We start from the raw sequence: 20508 nt of genomic DNA, 5'->3' as shown, positions 1-20508 counted from the left end.
GCCGCCGGAGGGGCCGGGAGGGCTCGGGGAGTCCCTGCCGGACGAGGTGTGGGAGCAGTTCGTCCGGGACAGCGAGCGGGACATCCGCACCTCCGGGGCGCCCAAGGAGCCCTCCGCGCGGGCCCGTATGGTCACCGAGCGGCTGCGGCAGCAGGAGGCACGCGGTGAACTGCCCCAGGGCTGGCGCGCGATGCCCGACGGGCAGCGCGCGGGCGGGCGCAGGGACCGGCGCCGCAAGGTGTGGACGGCCGTCGCGGTCGTGCTCGCGGCCGCGGTGGCCGTCGTGGCCATGAAGCCGTCCCTGCTGCCGGGCGACCCCTTCGGCACGGACTCCGCCGCGGGCTCCGGCGCGGACTCCGGCACAGGGGCGGACGCGGGCTCGCGGTCCGCGGCCCCGCTGCCCGCGGAGACCGCGCCCGAGACCGCGGCGCCGGGCGCCGTGCCCGGGACGCCGACCCTGGACGACCCCTTCGCCGGCTCCCCGGCCGCGCGGTACGCCGACGGCGCCGCCGGGATCGTACTGCCGCGGGCGAAGGCGGTCGGCGTGTTCTCGAAGGACCAGGTCGCCCGGGCCTTGGAGCAGAGCAGGACCCTGCTGGTCGAGTCGAACATCGACCGCGGCACGCTGCTCGGCGCCACCCCCGAGGCCGTCTTCGACGAGGTGCTCGACCCCCGCCAGCCCGAGCTGGTCGAGGACCTGCGGTCCTGGCTGCGCGAGCCCGGCGAGGACCGCGACCCGCTGCGCATGTTCAGCCGCTTCGACCCGGACGAGGTGCGGCTCGTCGGCGACGTGGTGAGGACCCGCGGCCGTACGACCTTCGAGGAGGGCCGCGACGGGGCGCTGGAGATCCACACCGACTACACCTTCGTGTACGCGCTGGCCCCGGCCGACCCGGACGCCACCGAGGTGGCCCGCACCATCGTCCGGCGCGTCATCGACCTGCGGATGGGGGACCCGGCGAAGTACCGGGCCACGCCGGGCAGACTGGCGGTCGTCAGCTACGACGACGACATCGGCAACTCCGCCTGCTTCACCCACGACGGCTTCCTGCACCCGGGGCTGGCCTGGTCCGATGCCACGGGCGCGCCCCCGAGCGGCCCCGCGGTCGACCCGTACGACCGCAGCCGGGACATCGGCGGCGACTCGGAACCGGACGCGTGCGGAACGGTGTCGCGGACATGAGGACGGGGACGAGGACGGGCATGGGCGCGGGCGCGGGCACGGGTGCGAGGATCGCGCGGTCCTTGGTGGCCGTTTCGGCTGTGGCGGCCCTCGGCTGCACGGCCGCGTGCGGGGGAGGCGGTTCCGGCCAGGACGGGAAGGCGTCGCGGCCGACGGCGGGCGAGCGGACCGGGACGTCCTCGGACGGGAGCCCGCAGCCCCGGGACACGCGGGGCGCGAAGGACACCCAGGACACCCAGGACGGACAGAGCACTCAGGACGCTCAGGACGGCCAGGGCACACGGGGCCCGCGGGATCCGGAGACCCCGCGGGGCACCCCGGACGCGGGGAAGGCGGCGGCCGGGCCCCTGAGCGAGGCGCGGTTGAAGAAGGCGGCGCTCGTGACGGGCGACGTCAAGGGCTATGAGATCGACACGTCGGGCGCCGCGGACCTGCTCGGCGGGTCGGCCCCGGCGGCTCCGTCGAGGTGCCAGCCGATCGCCGACATGTTCCTGTTCGCCACCGACCCGGACCCGGAGAACGCCGTCAGCCGCGGTGTCGGCGCCAAGGACGAACTGGACGCCTCGGTGACCACCCTCGCCCTCCTCTCGTACGGCCCCGGCGGCGCCGAGAAGGTCATGGACGGCCTGCGTGCGGCGACGGAGGACTGCACCGCGTACCGGCACACCGGCTACGAGTACAAGAACGTGAAGGGGCTGCCCGACCCGGACCGGGGGGACGAGTCCGTCGCCTACAGGCTGCTCGCGTCGATCGAGGGGGCGCGGGTGCCGGTCGCGTACACGGTCGTCCGCCGCGGTACGACGCTGGTGGCGTTCAGCTCGATGAACATGCTGAAGGCGGACCGGGTGGAGGTTCCGGACGAACTGGTCGCGGCGCAGCTCAAGAAGCTGGCGAGGACTACCGGCTGAACCACCGGAGCGGGCGGACCGACCGGCGGGCGGACAGGCGAAGGGCCCCGCGGGACGATCCGCGGGGCCCTTCGTGGTCAGCACCGACGTCAGGGCAGCGCCGGTGCCTCAGGAACGGCGCTTGGGGGGGTAGCGCCGTGTGTTGGCTCGGCCGCCGGTCGGCTCCCCGGCGCACGAGGGGAGTGCGCGTGGTGTCGACCAATGGCGGTAGGGCGGTGCAGTACGAACACCTGCCGTGCGACTCGGGGTTTGTTCCTGCATCGTGCTCGATGGGCCGCGGCCTCCGCAACCGTTTCGACCGCTCTTGCACAGATTCCGCCGGTCGGCTCCGGGCGTCCCCGGAGCCGACCTCCTGCTGGGTGACCGGGCTGCTGTCCCCTGCCGTCCGGTCACTTCTCCGGAACGAGGTCCCACGGCGCACTTCCGTACGCCTCCCGTCCCGGCGGAGCCACGCGTGGTTCTTCGGACCCGCCCCTGGCTGGCACGGACACCGGGACAACGAAGCCCGGCGCGGGACGGTCACGCGCCGTACGGGTGAGAGGGCATGCGTACGTGCGTGCACCGGACGTCCGTCGTACGGGACGGTCGTACGGGTTGGTGTACGCGGTGCCGTACGCGGTGTCGTACCCGCTCTCAGACGCGGCCCCTGCACAGCTCCAGCAGCGTCATCGCGAGCGCGGTGCCGGGCTTGCCGAGGGCGTCCCTGTAGTGGCCCAGCACCTCCATCTCGCGGGACAGGTTCACGCGGCGGCCGCCGGAGGTGATGCGGGCCTCCTGGATGACCGCCGAGACGGCCATGCGCTCTTGTACGAGGCCGATGATGCGGTCGTCGAGGGCGTCGATGCGGTCGCGGGCGCCGGTGATCAGGCCGGCGGCCTCCTCGGTGCGGGCGCCGGTCTTGTCGGTGGGGGTCGCGGTGCTCATCAAGGGCTCCTTCTGGTTCTCGGCGGGGCCCCGGAGCGGCAAGGTCCGGAAAACGCGGGCGCCCCGGGCCTTGTCGGCCCGGGGCGCCTGGTAGGTCGCTCGTCAGTTGCTCAAGCAGCACGACCATGGCAGCCGGTGGGCCGGTTGCCATAGGTAAAGACGAAGGTCTGGTGCGTGAGCATGAAAGCAGTATGCCGGTGCGCTCCGCTGGGTCCAACCCGGCCCGCATCCTGAGACGTCTGACTTCGCCTGCGGGCCCGGGTACCCAGGGGCGCGGGGAACTGCGCAGGAGCGCGCAGCGCGACAGGGGGGTCTGGGGGCACTCGGAAACACAGCCCCGCTCAACCGCCGGAAGGCAAACCGTGCCAGAAGCGTCCCCCGCCGCCACCCCCGACACCGTCCTGGTCGTCGACTTCGGCGCGCAGTACGCCCAGCTCATCGCCCGCCGAGTCCGTGAGGCCCGGGTCTTCAGCGAGATCGTCCCGAGCACCATGCCGGTCGACGAGATGCTCGCCAGGAACCCCGCGGCGATCATCCTCTCCGGCGGCCCCTCGTCGGTGTACGCGGAGGGCGCCCCCCGCCTGGACACCTCGCTCTTCGAGGCCGGCGTCCCCGTCTTCGGCATGTGCTACGGCTTCCAGCTGATGGCGACCGCCCTCGGCGGCACGGTCGACAACACCGGCGCCCGCGAGTACGGCCGCACCCCGCTGCACGTCTCGAAGTCCGGCTCGACCCTGTTCGAGGGCACCCCGGCCGAGCAGTCCGTCTGGATGTCGCACGGCGACGCCTGCAGCGCGGCCCCCGAGGGCTTCACGGTGACGGCCTCCTCGGACGTCGTCCCGGTCGCGGCCTTCGAGAACGACGAGAAGAAGCTGTACGGGGTCCAGTACCACCCCGAGGTCATGCACTCCACGCACGGCCAGCAGGTGCTCGAACACTTCCTGTACCGGGGCGCGGGCCTCAGCCCCGACTGGACCACCGGCAACGTCATCGAGGAGCAGGTCGCGCTGATCCGCGAGCAGGTCGGCGACAAGCGCGCCATCTGCGGCCTCTCCGGCGGCGTGGACTCCGCGGTCGCCGCGGCCCTCGTCCAGAAGGCCATCGGCTCCCAGCTGACCTGCGTGTACGTCGACCACGGTCTGATGCGCAAGGGCGAGACCGAGCAGGTCGAGAAGGACTTCGTGGCCTCCACCGGGGTCAACCTGAAGGTCGTCGACGCCGAGGAGCGGTTCCTCACCGCGCTCAAGGGCGTCTCCGACCCGGAGGAGAAGCGGAAGATCATCGGCCGCGAGTTCATCCGGGTCTTCGAGCAGGCCCAGGCGGAGATCATCGCGGACGAGGGCCCGGATGTGGCGTTCCTCGTCCAGGGCACGCTCTACCCGGACGTGGTCGAGTCCGGCGGCGGTACCGGCACCGCCAACATCAAGTCCCACCACAACGTGGGCGGGCTCCCGGAGGACCTCGAGTTCCAGCTGATCGAACCGCTGCGCCAGCTCTTCAAGGACGAGGTCCGGATGGTCGGCCAGGAGCTCGGCCTGCCGGAGGAGATCGTCCAGCGCCAGCCGTTCCCCGGCCCGGGCCTCGGCATCCGGATCGTCGGCGAGGTCACCAAGGAGCGGCTCGACCTGCTCCGCGACGCCGACGCCATCGCCCGCGAGGAGCTGACGGCCGCCGGTCTCGACCGCGACATCTGGCAGTGCCCGGTCGTGCTGCTCGCCGACGTCCGCTCCGTCGGGGTCCAGGGCGACGGCCGCACCTACGGCCACCCGATCGTGCTGCGGCCCGTCTCCTCCGAGGACGCGATGACCGCCGACTGGTCGCGCCTGCCGTACGACGTCCTCGCGAAGATCTCGACGCGCATCACGAACGAGGTGAAGGACGTCAACCGGGTCGTCCTCGACGTGACGTCGAAGCCGCCGGGCACCATCGAGTGGGAGTAGCCGCACCCGGGCCCCGGACGTCCCCGGGGTTCAGGTCCGCTTGAGGGTGCGCACCGGCACCCCGGGCGCCCAGACCTCGACGACCAGGTACGTGTCGTCCTCGACGCGGGTCCGTACGACCTCCGTCAGCTCGGTGCGGAAGAGGTGGAACGGCTCCGGCGGTTCCACCTCTTCGACGTACCGGGCCCGCTGCGCGGGGTCGTGGACCTCGACGGCCCGGCCGGCGATCCGCACGTCGCCGCCGGCCATCTCCGTGCCCGGCCCCGGATTCGCCTGCAGCGCGAACCGCGGGTCCCGGCGCAGGTCCAGCGCCTTGCGGGAGTCCGGCATCATGGCGAGCCACAGCTCCCCGGCCAGGAAGCGGACCTCCAGGCCGGAGGTGCGGGGCGAGCCGTCCTTGCGGAGGGTCGCCAGGACGTGGTGCGTGAAGGCCGCGAACCGTTCCTCGACGGCCTCGGCCAGCTCCGGTTCCGCGGCGGCGAGGGCCGCCCAGTTCGACGTCGTCCGAGTCATACGACGAGTGTGGCGCCGATACCCGACACCTGGTGGCGCCTTTCAGTGACGCCTCTTCGGCAGGGTGGTGCGCGCCGCCCGCCCGCCGACGTTGCGCCCCGCGGACCGCAGCCGCCGCGCCAGCCGGTCCTTGCGCACCATTTCCAGGCGCAGGAACACCGCGAACACCGCGGCCATCGCGAAGCCCGTGGTGAGCGAGACCCGCCAGCCCACGGGGATCAGGACCAGCGTCATGGCGGCCGCGCTGGCGGTCATGAACAGGGCCTTGCGGCGCAGGTCGGGATCCTCGTCCAGGGCGTCGAACTCGATGCGCGCCCTCAGCAGCTCCACCGCCGGCGCCACGTCCGGCAGCGGCTTCAGCGTGCCCGGGCGCATACCGGGGGCGCGGCCCGCGGCGAGGCGGCCGAGCGCCGCCGTACCGCGTTCGCGGGCCTCGGGGCTGGGGTCGCGGACCAGCCTGACCCGGAGCGTGTGACCGGTCCGGTGCGCGCCGTCGTACCGGAATCCGTACTGCACGGCGATGTAGGTGAGGGCGGCGAGCCGGCGCGGGGAGCCGCCGGCGTCGTCCAGGACGACCACGTCACGCGTGGCCAGCTGTCTGAGCAGGGTCGCGACGCGGCGCTCGGTCCTCTTCATGCGCGGGACGCGGACACGGTCGCGGACGCCGACACGGTCGCTGACGCTGACGCTGACATGGTCGCGGTCGCGGGGCGCGGCGCGCACGCCTGGCGGTGCGGCGTGCGGTGCGGCGTGCGGTGCGAACGGGACAGGCGGGTGAGGCGGTGCACGAGGGGTCCCTCCGGGGAGCGTGGGCGCATGTGCCAGACGAGTGTGACGGCTCCGGTCCGGCAGACAAGCCATCCCGTACAACGGTTGTGCACTCTCTTCCCCCACATCTCTGTTCTCCCGCGCTGACCGCCGGTAACTTCCCGCCCGTAAACAGCGTACGGAGTCCTTCCCCCAGGGCCTCACGGCTGGAGGACGCATTGCACGGCCCCACACCACCCCTGCCCCTGCCCACCGACAAGCTGCGGTTCGCCATGCCGCCCATGCACGAGTCGCTCGACGACGAACGCCGGCACCGCAAGGAACGGCTCGCGGGCGCGCTGCGGATCTTCGGGCGGCTCGGCTTCGAGGACGGGGTCTCCGGCCACATCACCGCGCGCGACCCCGAGTACAGCGACTGCTTCTGGGTCAACCCGTTCGGGATGCCCTTCAAGCACGTCACCGTCGGCGACCTGGTCCTGGCCAACGGGGAGGGGCAGGTGCTGGAGGGCCGTTACCACGTCAACCAGGCGGCGTTCACCGTGCACGCCCAGGTGCACGCGGCCCGGCCCGACGTCGTCGCGGTCGCCCACTGCCACTCGGTGCACGGGCGCGCGCTGTCCGCGCTCGGCGACCTGCTCGACCCGATCACCCAGGAGAGCTGCGCCTTCTACGAGGACCACGCGCTCTACGACGCGTACTCGGGCGTGGCCGTGGACGCCGAGGAGGGGCGGCGCATCGCCGCCGCGCTCGGCTCGTACAAGGCGCTCGTGCTGCGCAACCACGGGCTGCTCACCGTCGGCGACTCGGTGGACGCGGCGGCCTGGTGGTTCCTGTCGATGGAACGGTCCTGCCAGGTGCAGCTGACCGCCCGGGCGGCGGGACGTCCGGTGCTCATCGACCACAAGCAGGCGGTCGCGACGCGCGAGCAGGCCGGCGGGGACCTGGTGGCGTGGATCAACTACCAGCCGCTGTGGCAGGACATCAGCCGAGCCGAACCGGACCTGCTGTCCTGACGGCCTTCGTGTCCGGCCTTCGGCGGTAATTCCCGTCGCAGCCTCGTTCAGGATGGTGAGCGTCTTTCCGGGCAACGGGGACCGGCACGGAATCGTAGGTGCGCCGCCGGCTGAGAACGGCTCACAGGTCGCCGTCGGCCGGCGAGTCGCGCAGATCCCACACGGTGAGGCCTTCCAGGGTGCCGGTGGCGATCAGACCCGTACGTCGGTCCCAGTCGACGCTCTCCACCCGTGACTGGTGAGGCAGGCGCAGGACACATTGTCCTGTGCCGAGATTCCAGAGCACGATGTTGCCTTCCTCGTCGCCACCGAGGAAAGAACGTCCGCTGGGGCTGAAGGTGCCACAGGCAATGGGAGTGCTATGACGTAACTCGCCGATCACGCGGTCGAGGGCGCAGCTGAAGAGGGTTACGACGCCCGCCTCGGAGTCACCGACGGCCAATCGTCCGTCGTCGGAGAGCGCCAGACAGTCCACCACTCCTTCGCCCTTTTCCGTCCGGCCCGTGCACGCTGCGTCGGGTGAGGGGAAGTAGGAGATCTCCCCGCCGATGTCGCTCACCACGAAACCCGAACCGGTGGGTGCGAACAACATGCTGTGCGCGCAGTCCACTTCCACGGTGCGTACGAGTTTCGTGGTACGGAGGTCCCAGATCCGGGCGGTCATGTCCTCGCAGACCGTGGCGGCCCACCTGCCGCCGATGTCGACGCAGACACGCCGGACGTCGTCGGGGTGGGTGAGACGGGCGACTTCAGCCCCTGTCACGATGTCCTGCAGCCGCACACAGTGGTCCTCCCCCGCGGACAGGATTACTCGTCCAGCGCCGGCAAAGGCGAGGTCGTGGACGACGTTGCTGCGGCCAAAGGGCTGGAGATGACGCCTGGACGTGCCCACACGCGTGTTCCACAACCGGACCGAGCCGTCACTGTGGGCACAGGCCACAGTGCAGCCGCCAAGGCTGAACCGCACGGTGGTGGCCCAGGTCTGCTGGTCACCACGTACGAAACGAGGTGCCAGACCTGTCGCCGGGGGACTTCCGTCGCCTCCGGCGTTCGTCACAGGCGCCGTGGCCCCCAGGAAGGTGCGGAGCTCCTCTGCGGCACGGTGGCCGGAACGCAATTGTGTGACGGCGCCCGGCAAGGACAGGGCGTTGTCCAGCACTCCGGAAGCGTCGCCCAACGTGCCGAGCGTACCGCCGAGCAGGCTGACGGCAGAGATCCGGTCGAGCGCCCCACCGATGTGGTCCATCAGGCTCGGGTCGGGCTGGGGGGCTGTGGTGCTGGGAGGGCTGAGGTAGAGGCGGAACACCGCTTCGGGCAGGTGCAGGTCGAAACGGGCCGCTGTCATCTTGCTGCTTCCTCGCCACACGAAGCGCGCCTGGGCCATGGGCGCCGAGAACTTCTCCGCACCGTCGGCGTGGTAGACGAGCCGGTGCTGGTCCACCACCAGCAGGCCGACCCAGATCCCTGCCCAGGACCAGCGAACGTGCCGTCGTTCGGGGTCGCACCATGCGAGCAGTACCAACGGATCGCTCATTGGCTTCACCTTTCGTGGGTTGTGGGTATCGCTGGGAGCCGGTCGACGCAGCCAGCCGTCGTGCGGCTTCAACGACCGGCTGCCAACGACCCGGCACCGGCAGCTCCGGGGAAGCGGATCGCTCAGCCGCGGCCCGGCCGTTGACCGGCGAGCGGACAACGCTTCCGTGGCGCTGATTCCGGTCAGTGGGACACGGAGGGCGGGCCCCGGAGCTGTCGGTCAGGCGAGGTCGAGGATCCGGTCGGTCTGCTCGTCCGACTCGTCGGAGGCAAGCCACAGGGAACAGGGGAACGACCACTCCTGGTCGGTTTCCTCGTTGCGGATGATGATTCGCTCCAGGAACCAGCCGGGCCGTCGGCCCGTGTCGTCATGACGGATCCTGATCTTCTGCAAACCACCTAAGGGTTGTCCCGTAAATGATCTACGGCATGCTCGGTGACCTGCTGGTTTCTGCGTCACCCGGCGAGGGCGAGGTTGTGCAGGCGGGCGATGCCGAGCGTGGCGTGGTGAACGCCGTCGCCTTTCAGGCGGCAGTCGCGGAGGATCTTCCAGCCCTTCATACGGGCGAAGACGTGCTCCACGCGGGCGCGGACCTTGCGGTGCGAGGCATTGTGTTCCTCCTTCCAGGCCGGGAGTTCGGCCTGGCGTCCCCGGGGGCCTGCGGCAGGGCCGGCGGGCCGCCGCGCGCGAGTTCCCCGGCCCCGGTGGACGGGTGCGGGAGGCGGGCCGTGACCGCGGTCGCGACGAGGGCCGTCAGCAGGTCGCGCCGCGCGCTGCCCCACAGGTCGAGGGCGAACGGGTCCTTCTCCGGCGGCAGTTTGGAGAACACCGAGTCATGGGTCACGAACCGCAGGAAGCCGTTCTCGTAACCGGAGTTGGGCAGCCACTCCACCTGCACGAGATCCGCCACGCCGATGATGCGCGGGCCCGTCGCGCGCTTGACCCGGTCCGAGGTGTCGCTCCAGTCGATGCGGACCGTCGTCCCGTCGAAGGAGACGGTGCCGTCGCTGGAGCGGACCGAGACCGGCACCGGCGGCCCGGGCAGCAGGTACGCGTCGGCCGGTTCCTCGGGGACCTGCTCGATGAGCAGGGCGTGCCGGATCTCCTCGGCGACGTACTCGGCCACCCCCGACCGGTCGGTGTCCACCGCCAGCCGGTACGGGTCGGCCGCGTCGGGCAGCCGGCCCCCGGTCGCCCGGAGCAGCGGGTCCGCGCCCTCGCGCAGCCTCAGGCGCAGCCGGCCGCGCTTGCGGTCGGGTTCATGGACGACGCCCGCGACCGCTTCGAGGGGCACGGCGATCTCCCCGTACGTCTGCCGGAACAGCGGCACGGAACGGTGCAGCCCCGGCGTGATTCGGACCGTGCTGCCGTCGAAGGCCCAGGTCCCGTCGCGCTGGATGATCTCGGCCATGAGGGAATTCTCGCAGCCGGGTCAACACGGGGGTGGCCGGTTCACCCTCGCTGACCGGACCTGGCGGACGCGGGGGGTGTGCGGTACGGCACAATGCGCTCTCGTCACACGGCAGTTGTGCGGCCGCGCGGGTGTGCGGTCGAGCGGGTGCGCGGTGGGGCGGCTGTGCGAGGGGGCGGGTGTGCGGCCGATGGGCATTCGACGGAGCGGTACGGAGCAGTGGGGAAGGCGGCAACGGGCGTGGCGGTGCAGGAGGCTGGACAGGGGGCAGGGCGCGAGACCGGCCGGGGCGCCCGGCAGGGCGCGCACGGCGGCGGCTGCACCTGCGGGGACTGTCCGTACGGGGCGCGCGAGGGGCACCGGCGGGCCGTCGCCGCGTTCCTCGCCGAGCGGGACGAACTGGCGTCCGGCCAGGGGCTGCCCGCGGCGGTCGCCCACTCGGCCGGCGCCTCCCGGCAGTGGGTGTCGGACGCGCTGACCCAGTCCGCCGACCTCGTCGCCGAGCGCGGCCGGGCCGAGGGGAAGGTCTGGCTCGGCCTCGTGTGGCGGCGGACCCTGATCGCCGTGTGGGGGACCGTCGTGGTCCTGCTCCTCGTGCAGTCGCTCACCGCGCTCGGGGCGGGCTGGACGTCCGCGCGCCCGGTGGAACCAGGACGCGACGGTCAGCGCCACGGCCACGACGACCGCCTCTCCACCTCCCGGGTGGTGGCCGCCGGCTGGATCCTCTTCGTCGTCTACGCCGTGCTGGTGCTGGCGGGCCGGCTCGCCGGGGCGTCCTCGCACACCGAGCGGGACTCCCTCATCGCCGGCCTCGAACTCGCCCGCGGCGCGGGCATTGTGACCGTCCTCGCCGTCGTGTGCGCGATCGCCGTCCTGGTGCGGCGGGTGGTGGGCCTGCGGGTCCTCGGGCAGCGGCTGCAGAAGGTGCGCGCCGACCGGCCCCGGGCCGCCGACCTGCTGACCGACGACTCCGGGCGCGGCAGCTTCGCCGACATCCAGTACGTGGTGCTGGGCGCCGTCGCCCTGGTCTTCGCGGCGGTACGGCTGGCCCGGCGGCCCGAGCAGCTGCCGGACCTGCCGTGGGGGCTCGCGGTCGTCGTGCTGATCTCGGCCGCCACGTACGTCGCGGCGAAGTACGCCGAGGGCGGGCGGCCGGTGATCCTCTCCGTGGTGCGGGCCCGCGAGGCCGGGGACCTGGACGCGCCCATCCGCACCGGGGACGACATCGAGATCCGGGGCGCCGGGTTCGTGCCGCCCGGCGCGCAGAGCGCGGACCGGCTGTCGCGGATGGTGGTGCGGATCGGCGCGGTGCACGTGCATGTACCGCTGGTCCCGGTGCCCGGCGGATTCAGCAACCCCTCCGACGCGGTACTGACCGTCCCGGTGCCGGCGGACGTCGAGCCCGGGCGGGTGGAGGTGCAGGTCGTCACCGCGGCGGGCGTCGAGACGAACCGCGTGGAGATCGACGTGACGGACTGAGACGGGACGGACTGAGACGGGACGGGCCCCGCCCAAAGTGGGACGATCAGGTGGACGGGGGGAAATTTGTGCGCCCGCCCTTGAGCGGGTACTTGCGCCCGTACGTATTGTCTTGTTGAGGGGTGAACCGTTCGGCGGTTGAGAGGTGGCGGAAGGCTATGGCTCACGGCATGCGGATGGATACGCACTCCGGCTACGCGGACGACGACCGCGGGGGTGGCGACTGGCGGGACACCGCCACGCGGTACGCACTGCTGCCGCTGCGGATCTTCCTCGGCGTCACCTTCGTCTACGCGGGGATCGACAAACTCACCGACAGCGCCTTCATGTCCGACTCCGGGGCGGGCTCGATCGGCGACATGATGCGCGCGGTCCGTGACTCGTCGGCGATCCCGGCCCTGATCGACCTGTCCCTCAAGAACCCGGTCGGCTTCGGGTACGCCATCGCCCTGGGCGAGTTGGCGGTGGGCATCGGCGTCCTGATCGGCCTGCTGACCCGCCTCGCCGCCCTCGGCGGAGCGCTGATCTCCCTCAGCCTCTGGCTGACGATGAGCTGGGCCGCGGACCCGTACTACTACGGCAACGACCTCCCCTACATGATCGCCTGGCTGCCCCTCGTGCTGGCCGGAGCGGGCGTGTTCTCCGTAGACGCAACACTCCGAGCCCGCCGCAGGCAGCGGAGGACGAGCGCGTACTAGCCCGGGTCGCGGGGCCTGACCCCGGGCCCAGGCCAGGTACAGGGCCGGGGCCGGGCCCTGGGGCGGCCGTGAGGGCGGGCGGCCGGGCTCCGGACGGTTCCGGCTACCGCTCGGCTCCGGCTACCGCTCGGGTCCCGGACAGCCCCGGTGGGCCGGGACTGGTCGGTCGGAGGCGGTTGCGGTCGGTCGGAAGTGGTTCCGGTCAGTCCGGGGCGGGTGTGCTGTCCCGGGCGGTCTGCTGTTCGCGGCGCTTGTGACGGCGTACCCCGCTGGCCACACCGCCCGCTACGGCCGCCAGGCACAGCCCTCCGGTGACGAGCGGGATCACCGCGAACCACGGGGTCTCCCAGAGGCCGCCCGCGTCGCCGGCGTAGACGATCCCGGTGAGGGCGATGAAGAGGCCCGCGACGAACCGGCCGGGCTGGAACTCATGACGCAGCACGGATGACCTCCGCCTGTCCGAGACCGACTTCGAGCGTGAGGTCGATCGTGCCGCCGCCCCCACTCTCGTCCTTGCCCTTGACCTTGCCCTCGTCCTTCTCCTTGTTCTTGTCCTTTGCTCCGCTCTCCTTCGCCGGTGTGAGCGTCAGTTGCTTGTGCTTGCCCGGTGCCACGTCCACGTCCTGTTTGTCGTCGCCCGGCAACTGGATGTCCCCGACGCCCACTTCGACGTCCAGCCTCACCGTCGCGTCCTTCGGAACCACGACCTTCAGCTGTCCCACCCCCACCTCGGCGTTCGTCGTGACGGTCCGGCCCTCGCCGAGCTCGATCCGGCTGAGGTCGAGCGTGCCCACGCCCGTACCGAGGTCGTACTGCTCCTGGACGGCCGCCGCCGTGGCGGGTGTCCAGTCCATGCGCTGCCAGTGGGTGCCGATGTCCTTCGGCAGCACCGCCGATCCCGCCAGCAGGCCCGCCGTGACGACCGAGAGGAGGACCAGCCCCGCTCCCGTGCGCCCGAGGAAGGCACTGACTGCCATCCCCAGGCCGAGCACCGCCAGCATGCAGGCCAGGCCGGTCTGCAGGCTGGTGCCGAGCGTGTGGTCGTCCCAGGTCGCCCCCGTACCGATCACGCCTGCGAGGAGGGCGAGCAGGACCACCCGGCCACCGATCCAGCGCGGCCCGCGCGACTTCGGGGCGGACGCCCGTATGCCCCGGCCGAGACCGAGACCATGACCGAAACCATGGCTGAGGCCGAGATCGAGACCGAGGCCGTGACCGAGGCCGAGGCCGAGACCGTGGCCCGGACCGAGGCCGCGCGCGATGGCGGTCGCCGCCGCGATGTCGCGCTCCCGCGTGCTCGTGGGACCCCACAGGTAGCCCGTGCCGCCCACGTGCGTCCCGTCCTTGACGATGGGCTCGCGCCACCAGGAGGAGAAGGCGGCGGGCACCGGCGGCGCCTGCGCCTCCGGTGGGGCGTCGGCGACGGCCTGCGCGGCGATGGGACCGCCCCGGCCCGGGCGCGGCCGGGAGCTGGGGGAGGGGTCGGGCACATCGGCGCCGCGCTGCCGCGACCAGTAGCCGGCGCCCGCGAGGAGCAGGGACAGCGACACCGCGAAGGTCAGCACGCCGTCGTTGTTCAGCATGGAGAGGAACACGCCGCAGCCGACCAGGGCGAACAGCACGCCGGTCAGCGCCTGGCCGTCCACGCGGCCGGTGAGGAGCTTGCGCACCTCGTTCTCCTCCTCGTCGTCGTACGGGACGAAGAGCCACGCGAAGCCGTAGAAGAGGAGGCCGAGGCCGCCGGTCGCCGAGAGCACCGCGAGCACGATCCGGAAGATCACCGGGTCCATGTCGCACTGGCGCCCCAGCCCCGCGCACACCCCGCTCAGCATCTTGTGCCGCCGGTCGCGCCGGAACCTGCGCGGAACCTCGGGCGCCGCCGGGTCCGCGGGCGCCCCGCCCGTTCCCGCCCCGGGCGCACGGGGCTCCGTACCGCCGGGCGCACGTCGGTCCGTGCCCCCGGCCGCACGGGACTCCGTGCCCCCGGGCGCCGGGGCGTCCGCGGGCACGGCGTCCTGCGGCCCGGTGCCCGGACCGGGCCCCGGTCCCGCCGCGGCGTGCTGCTGATCGCTCATGCGTCCATGGTGACGGCCGCGAGGCCCCCGCGGCAGTCGGGACGACCCTGGACGAACCCTGAATTCCACCTCGGGGTCACCCCGCAAACCATCCCGCAGACCATCCCGCAGACCGTGCGGCACGGGTCGTCGGGACCGCCCGGCAGGCGGCTGGGGCCGGTGACCGGGGACGGACGGTGAAGATCAGGGGAGTCTAGGGGGTCGACCCTGATGCCCGGTGGCGCCGGGCATGTGAACATCGATGCCATGCCGGAAGCCGCAGCCCTGACCGTCGAGGACCCGCGGCCGCCGCGCAAGCTCTACCGCAGCAGCGACGGACGCTGGCTCGGGGGCGTGGCGCGGGGGCTCGCAGGGCACCTCGGCCTGCCCGTGACCTGGGTGCGGCTGGTCTTCGTGGGCCTGTTCATGGCGGACGGCCTCGGCGCCCTGCTGTACGCGTCGTTCTGGTTCTTCGTCCCGCTCGGCGTCGGGGGCGTGGACGCCCAGCGGCCCCCGACCCTCGCCACCGAGACGGCGCCCGACGGCCGTCGCAGGCTCGTGGCGCGCAAGCCCGACAAGGGGCAGATCGTCGCGCTGCTCGCGATGGTCGTCGTCACCCTGGTCTTCGTGGGGAACGTCGACCTGAGCGGCGGCGCCAAGGCCTACCTCTGGCCCACCGTCCTGGTCGGCGCGGGCGTCGCCCTGGTCTGGCGCCAGGCGGACAATGCGCGCCGGGCCCGCTGGATGGCGGTCGGCCGCCGCAAGCGCACGATCACCCTGCTCCGGTCCGCCGCCGGGGTCCTGCTCGTCGCCGCGGGCGTCTCCGGGATCTTCGTGCTGCAGGGCTCCGCCGCCCACCTCGGCTCGGTGCTGCAGGCCGCGCTCGCCGTCCTCGTCGGGATAGCGCTGCTGGCCGGCCCGTACCTGGTGCGGATGACCCAGGACCTCTCCGAGGAGCGCCTGATGCGCATCCGCGCCCAGGAGCGCGCCGAGGTCGCCGCGCACGTCCACGACTCGGTGCTGCACACCCTGACGCTGATACAGCGCAACGCGGAGAATGCGTCGGAGGTCCGCCGTCTCGCCCGCGCCCAGGAGCGCGACCTGCGCAACTGGCTCTACAAACCGGAGGGCACCGGCAAGGACGAGGCGGAGGAGCCCGACACCCTCGCCGAGGCCGTCAAGCGCAGTGCGGCGGAGGTGGAGGACAAGCACGGGGTCCCCCTGGAGGTCGTGGTCGTCGGCGACTGCCCCCTCGACGACCGGATCGGCGCCCAGATGCAGGCCGCGAGGGAAGCCATGGTGAACGCGGCCAAGTACGGTGGCGAGGGCGGCGCGGTGCAGGTCTTCGCGGAGGTCGAGGGGAGGACCGTCTTCGTGTCGGTCCGGGACCGCGGTCCCGGCTTCGACCTGGACTCGATACCCGCCGACCGCATGGGCGTCAGAGAATCGATCATCGGCCGCATGGAGCGCAACGGCGGCACGGCCCGGCTGCGCGCGGTGCCGGACGGCGGCACGGAGGTCGAGCTGGAGATGGAGAGGGCACAGACATGAGCGACGCGAACGAACCGACCGGATCGGCCGGGACGAGCGCCGGCGCGACGGGCGCGGCCGGTGCGGCCGAGGACCCGGCGGCTGCCGGGTCCGGCCCCGGGCGGCGGGTGCGCGTGGTGCTCGTCGACGACCACCGCATGTTCCGTACGGGGGTCCAGGCGGAGATCGGGCAGACCGAGCGGACCGGCGTCGAGGTGGTCGGCGAGGCCGCCGACGTCGACCAGGCGGTCACGGTCATCACCGCGACCCGCCCCGAGGTCGTCCTGCTCGACGTGCACCTGCCGGGCGGCGGAGGGGTCGAAGTGCTGCGCCGCTGCGCGCCGTTGATGGCCGACGCCGAGCAGCCGGTCCGGTTCCTCGCGCTGTCCGTGTCGGACGCCGCGGAGGACGTGATCGGCGTGATCCGGGGCGGTGCCCGCGGCTACGTCACGAAGACGATCACCGGCACGGACCTGGTCGACTCGGTCTTCCGCGTCCAGGACGGCGACGCGGTCTTCTCGCCCCGCCTGGCCGGCTTCGTCCTCGACGCCTTCGCCTCCACCGACGCCCCGCCGGTCGACGAGGACCTCGACCGCCTCACCCAGCGCGAGCGCGAGGTCCTGCGCCTGATCGCCCGCGGCTACGCGTACAAGGAGATCGCCAAGCAGCTCTTCATCTCGGTCAAGACGGTCGAGTCCCATGTCTCGGCGGTCCTGCGCAAGCTCCAGCTGTCGAATCGCCACGAACTGACGCGCTGGGCCACGGCACGACGGCTGGTGTGACGGCCCGGCAGGACCCCGGGCCGCCGCCACCGGTATGGACCACTTCGCCCGCCCGGCCTCCGACCTCCGGCGCGTCACCGCGGGTCACCTCACCCGTCACACCACCCGGGTCGCCCCCGCGAACGGCATCTCGTCGATGGGGGCCACCCGTACCGGCGCCGACGGGTTCGGGGCGTGGACCATCTGGCCGTTGCCCACGTACATCCCCACGTGGCTGATGCCCGAGTAGAAGAACACCAGGTCGCCCGGCCGCAGTTCGGACCGCGACACACGTCGGCCCGCGTCGATCTGCGCGTACGTGGTCCGGGGCAGCTCGATGCCCGCGGAGCGGTACGCGGCCTGCATCAGGCCGGAGCAGTCGAAGGCGTCGGGACCGGTGGCGCCCCACACGTACGGGCTGCCGAGCTTTCCGTACGCGTAGGAGACCGCGGCCGCCGCGCGGGAGTCGGGGGCGGCCGTCGAGGAGCCCGCACCGAGGCCGCGCGGGGCCGAGCCGGCCCGTGAGGCGCGCGCGGTGTCCGGGTCGTCGGCGCCGATGCGCGCCCGGTCCGCCTCCGGGAGCCGCGACAGCAGCCGCCGGGCCTCGCTGAGCTTCCCGGTGACCGCCTTCTTGTGCCGCTTCAGGTCCGCCCGGTGTGCCTCCAGGGCGGTCAGTTCGACGTGCGCGGCGCCGCGCAGCCGCTCGATGTCGCGCAGTTGGCTGCGTACCCGGGCCACCGTCGAGGCCTGCCTGCTGCCGGCCCGCTCGGCGAACGCGGCACCGTCCAGGTACCGGTCGGGGTCCGAGGAGAGCAGCAGCGCCAGCGAGGGATCGACGCCCCCGTCCCGGTACTGGGCGGTGGCCAGCGAACCGAGTGCGTCGCGCTCGGAGTTGAGCCGCTCCGTCCTGCGGGCGGCCTCGTCCTGGAGGCCGTCGAGCCGGTCCGCGGCCTTCGTGGCCTTCTCCTCGGCCCCGTTGTACTTCTCGGTGGCGACCTCCGCCTCCCGGTACAGCCTGTCGACCTTGGCCTTCACCTGCGCCGGTGTCAGCTCGGGCGCCGCGACCCCCGTCCCGCTGAAACCGGTCGCGCCCGCCGCGCCCGCGAGGACGACGGTGAAGGCGGTGCGGGCCGTGCCGCCGCCGCCGAACGGACGCTGTCTGGGCCTGCGGTGTGCTGCCACGTGCGATCCACGTTCCTTCCGTAGGGCCGGCTCCGTAGGACCGGATCCGCAGGGGTGATCCGCAGGGCCCGTCCGTGGAGCCGGTTGCACGTCCGGCGGCGGCCCGCACAGGGGGAGCGGGTCGCCGCCGGACCTTTCTGGCGGGGGTGCCGGCTGCCGCCCCTGGCCCGGGCGGATGTGGTGGGGAGCCGGTCACCTGGGGAAGGACGCTAAACCTGGCCGCGCGCAGTCGGTGACACGCTGCACGGAAGTGGCGGCAATCGGTCACATGCCGACCGAGTGCGACCGGGATCCGGTCCCGGTGACACCGGCTCGGCGCGGTGCCGTGACCGATGCACGCGTTGGGGGCGGACGGAGGGCCGGACGGTGCTACAGCCGGGACGAGGACCGGGGACGGGAGCCGGAGCCGGAGCCGGGAACGGGAGCCGGGAGCCGGGAACGGGGGCCGGGGCTCCGGTCGGGCCGGTGCGCGTCGGCGTACGGGCGGCCGGTTAGGGTCCGGGCCCATGGACGTACTCATTCATGTCTTCGTCGCCCTGCACATCATCGGCATCGCCGCCCTGCTGGGCGGCTTCCTCACCCAGCTGAAGGCCATGGGCGGCGGCACGGCCCGCTTCACCCCCGCCATGCTGCACGGCGCGCTGACCATGCTGGTCACCGGCGCGGTCCTCGTGGGCCTCAACCAGGCCGACGACCAGAGCGTGAACAACGTCAAGATCGGCGTGAAGCTGGCCCTGCTGGTCGTGATCCTCGGCCTCGTCTACGTGCAGCGCGACGAGGAAAAGATCGACAAGCGCCTCTTCGCCCTCGTGGGCGCACTCACCACGGCGAACGTCTTCATCGCCCTGCTCTGGACCTGAGCAGGGCGACGAAGGCGCCACGTAAGGGGCGGCCGGTGGCCTAGGCCGGCCGCACCACGCTGTGGATCGGCATGGAGAAGACCGACTCCTCGCGGACGTACGCGCCCGGCTTCGGCGCGTGGATCATCATGCCGTCGCCGATGTAGACGCCGACGTGGCTGATGTCGTCGTGGAAGAAGACGAGGTCCCCGGGCCGGACACTCTCCACGGGCACCGTCGTGCCCATGTCGACCTGGTCCCACGTCGTACGCGGCAGGGTCACGCCGGCGGCCTTCCAGGCGGCCTGGGTGAGCCCGGAGCAGTCGTACGAGCCGGGGCCGCTCGCGCCCCACACGTACGGCTTGCCGATCTGGGCGCGGGCGAAGGCCACCGCCTTGACCGCCTTGGCGGTGCCAGTGGTGGCGGCGGAGTCGGAGCCCGGCACGCTTCCCGCGCCCGCGACCGTACCTGCGCCCGTGCCTGCGTCCGCGACCGTACCCGCGCTGGCGCCCGTGCCCTGCTGGGCCTGTGCCGCCGCCTCCCGGCGCCTGCGCTCCGCGTCGGCCGCCTGCTGCCGGGCCAGCTCGTCCGCCCTGCGCAGGGCCTCCTCCTGCCGCTCCCGCTCGATCGCGGCCAGCCGTGCCTTCTCCCCGGCGCTCAGCCGGGAGAGGATCCCGCGCGCCTCGGCGAGCTTGCGCTGCACGTCCGCCTTGGACGTCCTGAGCCTGCTCTCCGTGGCGGTGAGCGTCTCCAGGCCCTCGGACGCCTCCTGCCGCCTCTTCGTCGTGGCGGCCCGCTGCGTGACGTAGTCGTCGACGGCCTGCTGCTGCCGGGCCGTGAGCCGGTTCATCAGCTGGGTCCGGTCGAAGTAGCCCTGCGCGTCGTCCGCCAGCAGGAGTGAGGCGCTGTCGGGGGCCGAGGCGCCCGTGCGGTACTGCGCGGCGGCGAAGTTGCCGAGCGCCTCGCGGGCGCTGTTGAGCTTCTCCGTGCGCTTCGCGACGTCGCCGAGGAGGGTGTCGACGCGGCGGCGCTGCTTGGTGGTCTTCTCCTTGGCCGCGTTGTACTTCTCGGTGGCCGTGCCCGCCTGCTGGTAGAGGTCGTCGATCTTCTTCTGGATCTCCTCCGTGCTCGGCGTGGAGGTGGGCTCCGTGGCCGGCGAGGCCTCCGCCGTCTGGGAGAGCAGGGCCACCGAGGTCAGTGCGGCGGTGGCGAGAGCCGGCGTCCGCATGCCCAGGGGACCGCTGGACCGCAGCTTGCGGTGTGGCGCCACGAGGGCGTCTCCTTCCGTCATCCGCCTACCGAGTTAGCTGTCGGGTTCGGGCGGGTGCTTCGGAAGGTTTGCCCTACGGCCCTGTCCCGTACGGGAGTCGGGCCGATTCACCCCATGTTCCGGTGGGTCCCCGGTTCCGGCGCCACGGGGGCGGACGGATTCGGCGGAGGGCGCCCGGCCCGGCGTTGTTCGCCGGTGCGGGTCGAGCGACCTACCCGAAAGTTAGCCAATTCGTGTGGCATCTGTGAAGTTTGATGTTCGATATGCCCGATACGTTTTCGTGACCTGGGCTTCGAGCGGTGTTCGACGGCGGCGATTTGGCGTGCTGTGCGGTCAGTTGTCCCGGCGGGTGGGGGTGGCTCATGCGCCCGGCGGTGGGTGCGTAGGGGCTGGTCGCGCGATTCCCGGCGCCCCTCGTGAAGATCGGGTGCGGGGTTCGCGGATCGGGAACCGATGGTTGCCGAGCGTGTCCATGTCGTAATTTTCCGTGAGGGTGGGGCG

The 20508-nt window shown here is 72.5% G+C and carries 19 protein-coding genes, 1 pseudogene and 1 riboswitch; of the genes and pseudogenes, 9 read left to right on the top strand and 11 right to left on the bottom strand.

Features of this window, described 5'->3' with window-relative positions; translation table 11 throughout:
• A partial coding sequence (locus FGF04_RS15765) for an SRPBCC family protein (RefSeq protein WP_408055623.1) occupies positions 1–1183 on the top strand: 1183 nt, incomplete at its 5' end.
• Positions 1184–1248: 65 nt separating this feature from the next.
• Positions 1249–2091, top strand: a complete 843-nt coding sequence (locus tag FGF04_RS15760; RefSeq protein WP_235882344.1) for a hypothetical protein — start codon at positions 1249–1251, stop codon at positions 2089–2091.
• A 633-nt stretch (positions 2092–2724) separates the two neighbouring features.
• Here the strand turns inward: FGF04_RS15760 and FGF04_RS15755 are convergent.
• Positions 2725–3015 carry a chorismate mutase gene (locus FGF04_RS15755; protein ID WP_149511920.1) on the bottom strand — a complete coding sequence of 97 codons (291 nt, stop codon included), beginning with the start codon at positions 3013–3015 and terminating at the stop codon, positions 2725–2727.
• 362 nt (positions 3016–3377) lie between these two features.
• On the opposite strand from FGF04_RS15755, the gene guaA reads away from it, so the two are divergent.
• Positions 3378–4955, top strand: a complete 1578-nt coding sequence (guaA, locus tag FGF04_RS15750; RefSeq protein ID WP_149511919.1) for a glutamine-hydrolyzing GMP synthase — start codon at positions 3378–3380, stop codon at positions 4953–4955.
• Positions 4956–4985: 30 nt separating this feature from the next.
• On the opposite strand, the gene FGF04_RS15745 is transcribed toward guaA, so the two are convergent.
• Both FGF04_RS15745 and FGF04_RS15740 read right to left on the bottom strand, forming a co-directional pair.
• Positions 4986–5468, bottom strand: coding sequence for a pyridoxamine 5'-phosphate oxidase family protein (locus FGF04_RS15745; RefSeq protein ID WP_149511918.1), 483 nt, complete (start codon positions 5466–5468; stop codon positions 4986–4988).
• A gap of 42 nt (positions 5469–5510) precedes the next feature.
• On the bottom strand, positions 5511–6104 hold the full coding sequence (locus FGF04_RS15740) for a hypothetical protein (RefSeq protein WP_149511917.1): 594 nt from the start codon (positions 6102–6104) through the stop codon (positions 5511–5513).
• A 350-nt stretch (positions 6105–6454) separates the two neighbouring features.
• Between FGF04_RS15740 and FGF04_RS15735 the strand changes: the two genes are divergently transcribed.
• Positions 6455–7249: a class II aldolase/adducin family protein gene (locus tag FGF04_RS15735; protein ID WP_149511916.1), complete on the top strand. Its 795-nt coding sequence runs from the start codon at positions 6455–6457 to the stop codon at positions 7247–7249.
• A 121-nt stretch (positions 7250–7370) separates the two neighbouring features.
• Here FGF04_RS15735 and FGF04_RS15730 read toward each other — a convergent pair whose 3' ends face one another.
• The 4 genes and pseudogenes from FGF04_RS15730 to FGF04_RS15715 form a co-directional block, all read right to left on the bottom strand.
• Positions 7371–8783, bottom strand: a complete 1413-nt coding sequence (locus FGF04_RS15730) for a WD40 repeat domain-containing protein (protein ID WP_149511915.1) — start codon at positions 8781–8783, stop codon at positions 7371–7373.
• Between the two features lie 219 nt (positions 8784–9002).
• The gene (locus tag FGF04_RS40070; protein ID WP_268893775.1) at positions 9003–9242 is read right to left on the bottom strand and encodes a PLAT/LH2 domain-containing protein; all 240 of its coding nucleotides are present in this window, start codon (positions 9240–9242) and stop codon (positions 9003–9005) included.
• Positions 9239–9427: pseudogene (locus tag FGF04_RS15720) on the bottom strand (transposase); the annotation flags it as partial. The gene FGF04_RS40070 and the pseudogene FGF04_RS15720, both read right to left, overlap by 4 nt.
• On the bottom strand, positions 9340–10194 hold the full coding sequence (locus tag FGF04_RS15715; protein ID WP_149511913.1) for a DUF4429 domain-containing protein: 855 nt from the start codon (positions 10192–10194) through the stop codon (positions 9340–9342). The gene FGF04_RS15715 and the pseudogene FGF04_RS15720, both read right to left, overlap by 88 nt.
• A 240-nt stretch (positions 10195–10434) precedes the next feature.
• Here FGF04_RS15715 and FGF04_RS15710 point away from each other — a divergent pair, with 240 nt between their 5' ends.
• Both FGF04_RS15710 and FGF04_RS15705 read left to right on the top strand, forming a co-directional pair.
• A complete protein-coding gene (locus FGF04_RS15710) occupies positions 10435–11673 on the top strand; it encodes a hypothetical protein (RefSeq protein WP_149511912.1) in 1239 nt (412 codons plus the stop codon).
• Positions 11674–11831: 158 nt separating this feature from the next.
• The gene (locus tag FGF04_RS15705; RefSeq protein ID WP_149511911.1) at positions 11832–12371 is read left to right on the top strand and encodes a DoxX family protein; all 540 of its coding nucleotides are present in this window, start codon (positions 11832–11834) and stop codon (positions 12369–12371) included.
• Positions 12372–12573: 202 nt separating this feature from the next.
• On the opposite strand, the gene FGF04_RS15700 is transcribed toward FGF04_RS15705, so the two are convergent.
• Together FGF04_RS15700 and FGF04_RS15695 are read right to left on the bottom strand one after the other, a co-directional pair.
• Positions 12574–12813, bottom strand: coding sequence for a hypothetical protein (locus tag FGF04_RS15700; RefSeq protein ID WP_149511910.1), 240 nt, complete (start codon positions 12811–12813; stop codon positions 12574–12576).
• The gene (locus FGF04_RS15695) at positions 12800–14446 is read right to left on the bottom strand and encodes a PspC domain-containing protein (protein WP_149511909.1); all 1647 of its coding nucleotides are present in this window, start codon (positions 14444–14446) and stop codon (positions 12800–12802) included. The genes FGF04_RS15700 and FGF04_RS15695 overlap by 14 nt, the downstream gene beginning before the upstream one ends.
• A gap of 246 nt (positions 14447–14692) precedes the next feature.
• Here FGF04_RS15695 and FGF04_RS15690 point away from each other — a divergent pair, with 246 nt between their 5' ends.
• Both FGF04_RS15690 and FGF04_RS15685 read left to right on the top strand, forming a co-directional pair.
• On the top strand, positions 14693–15976 hold the full coding sequence (locus tag FGF04_RS15690) for an ATP-binding protein (RefSeq protein ID WP_149511908.1): 1284 nt from the start codon (positions 14693–14695) through the stop codon (positions 15974–15976).
• Positions 15973–16737, top strand: coding sequence for a LuxR C-terminal-related transcriptional regulator (locus tag FGF04_RS15685; RefSeq protein ID WP_149511907.1), 765 nt, complete (start codon positions 15973–15975; stop codon positions 16735–16737). The genes FGF04_RS15690 and FGF04_RS15685 overlap by 4 nt, the downstream gene beginning before the upstream one ends.
• A gap of 96 nt (positions 16738–16833) precedes the next feature.
• On the opposite strand, the gene FGF04_RS15680 is transcribed toward FGF04_RS15685, so the two are convergent.
• Positions 16834–17898, bottom strand: coding sequence for a C40 family peptidase (locus tag FGF04_RS15680; RefSeq protein WP_149511906.1), 1065 nt, complete (start codon positions 17896–17898; stop codon positions 16834–16836).
• 506 nt (positions 17899–18404) lie between these two features.
• On the opposite strand from FGF04_RS15680, the gene FGF04_RS15675 reads away from it, so the two are divergent.
• A complete protein-coding gene (locus FGF04_RS15675; RefSeq protein WP_149511905.1) occupies positions 18405–18758 on the top strand; it encodes a hypothetical protein in 354 nt (117 codons plus the stop codon).
• 40 nt (positions 18759–18798) lie between these two features.
• On the opposite strand, the gene FGF04_RS15670 is transcribed toward FGF04_RS15675, so the two are convergent.
• The gene (locus tag FGF04_RS15670; RefSeq protein WP_149512298.1) at positions 18799–20007 is read right to left on the bottom strand and encodes a C40 family peptidase; all 1209 of its coding nucleotides are present in this window, start codon (positions 20005–20007) and stop codon (positions 18799–18801) included.
• Positions 20008–20014: 7 nt separating this feature from the next.
• Positions 20015–20183: riboswitch (cyclic di-AMP (ydaO/yuaA leader) on the bottom strand.
• Positions 20184–20508 lie beyond the last annotated feature (325 nt).

Origin of the sequence: Streptomyces apricus (assembly GCF_008369065.1) — a bacterium.
In the GTDB taxonomy this organism is placed as follows: domain Bacteria; phylum Actinomycetota; class Actinomycetes; order Streptomycetales; family Streptomycetaceae; genus Streptomyces; species Streptomyces apricus.
The sequence above is the reverse complement of the archived record's forward strand: the minus strand, read 5'-3'. Positions and strand labels throughout refer to the sequence as shown.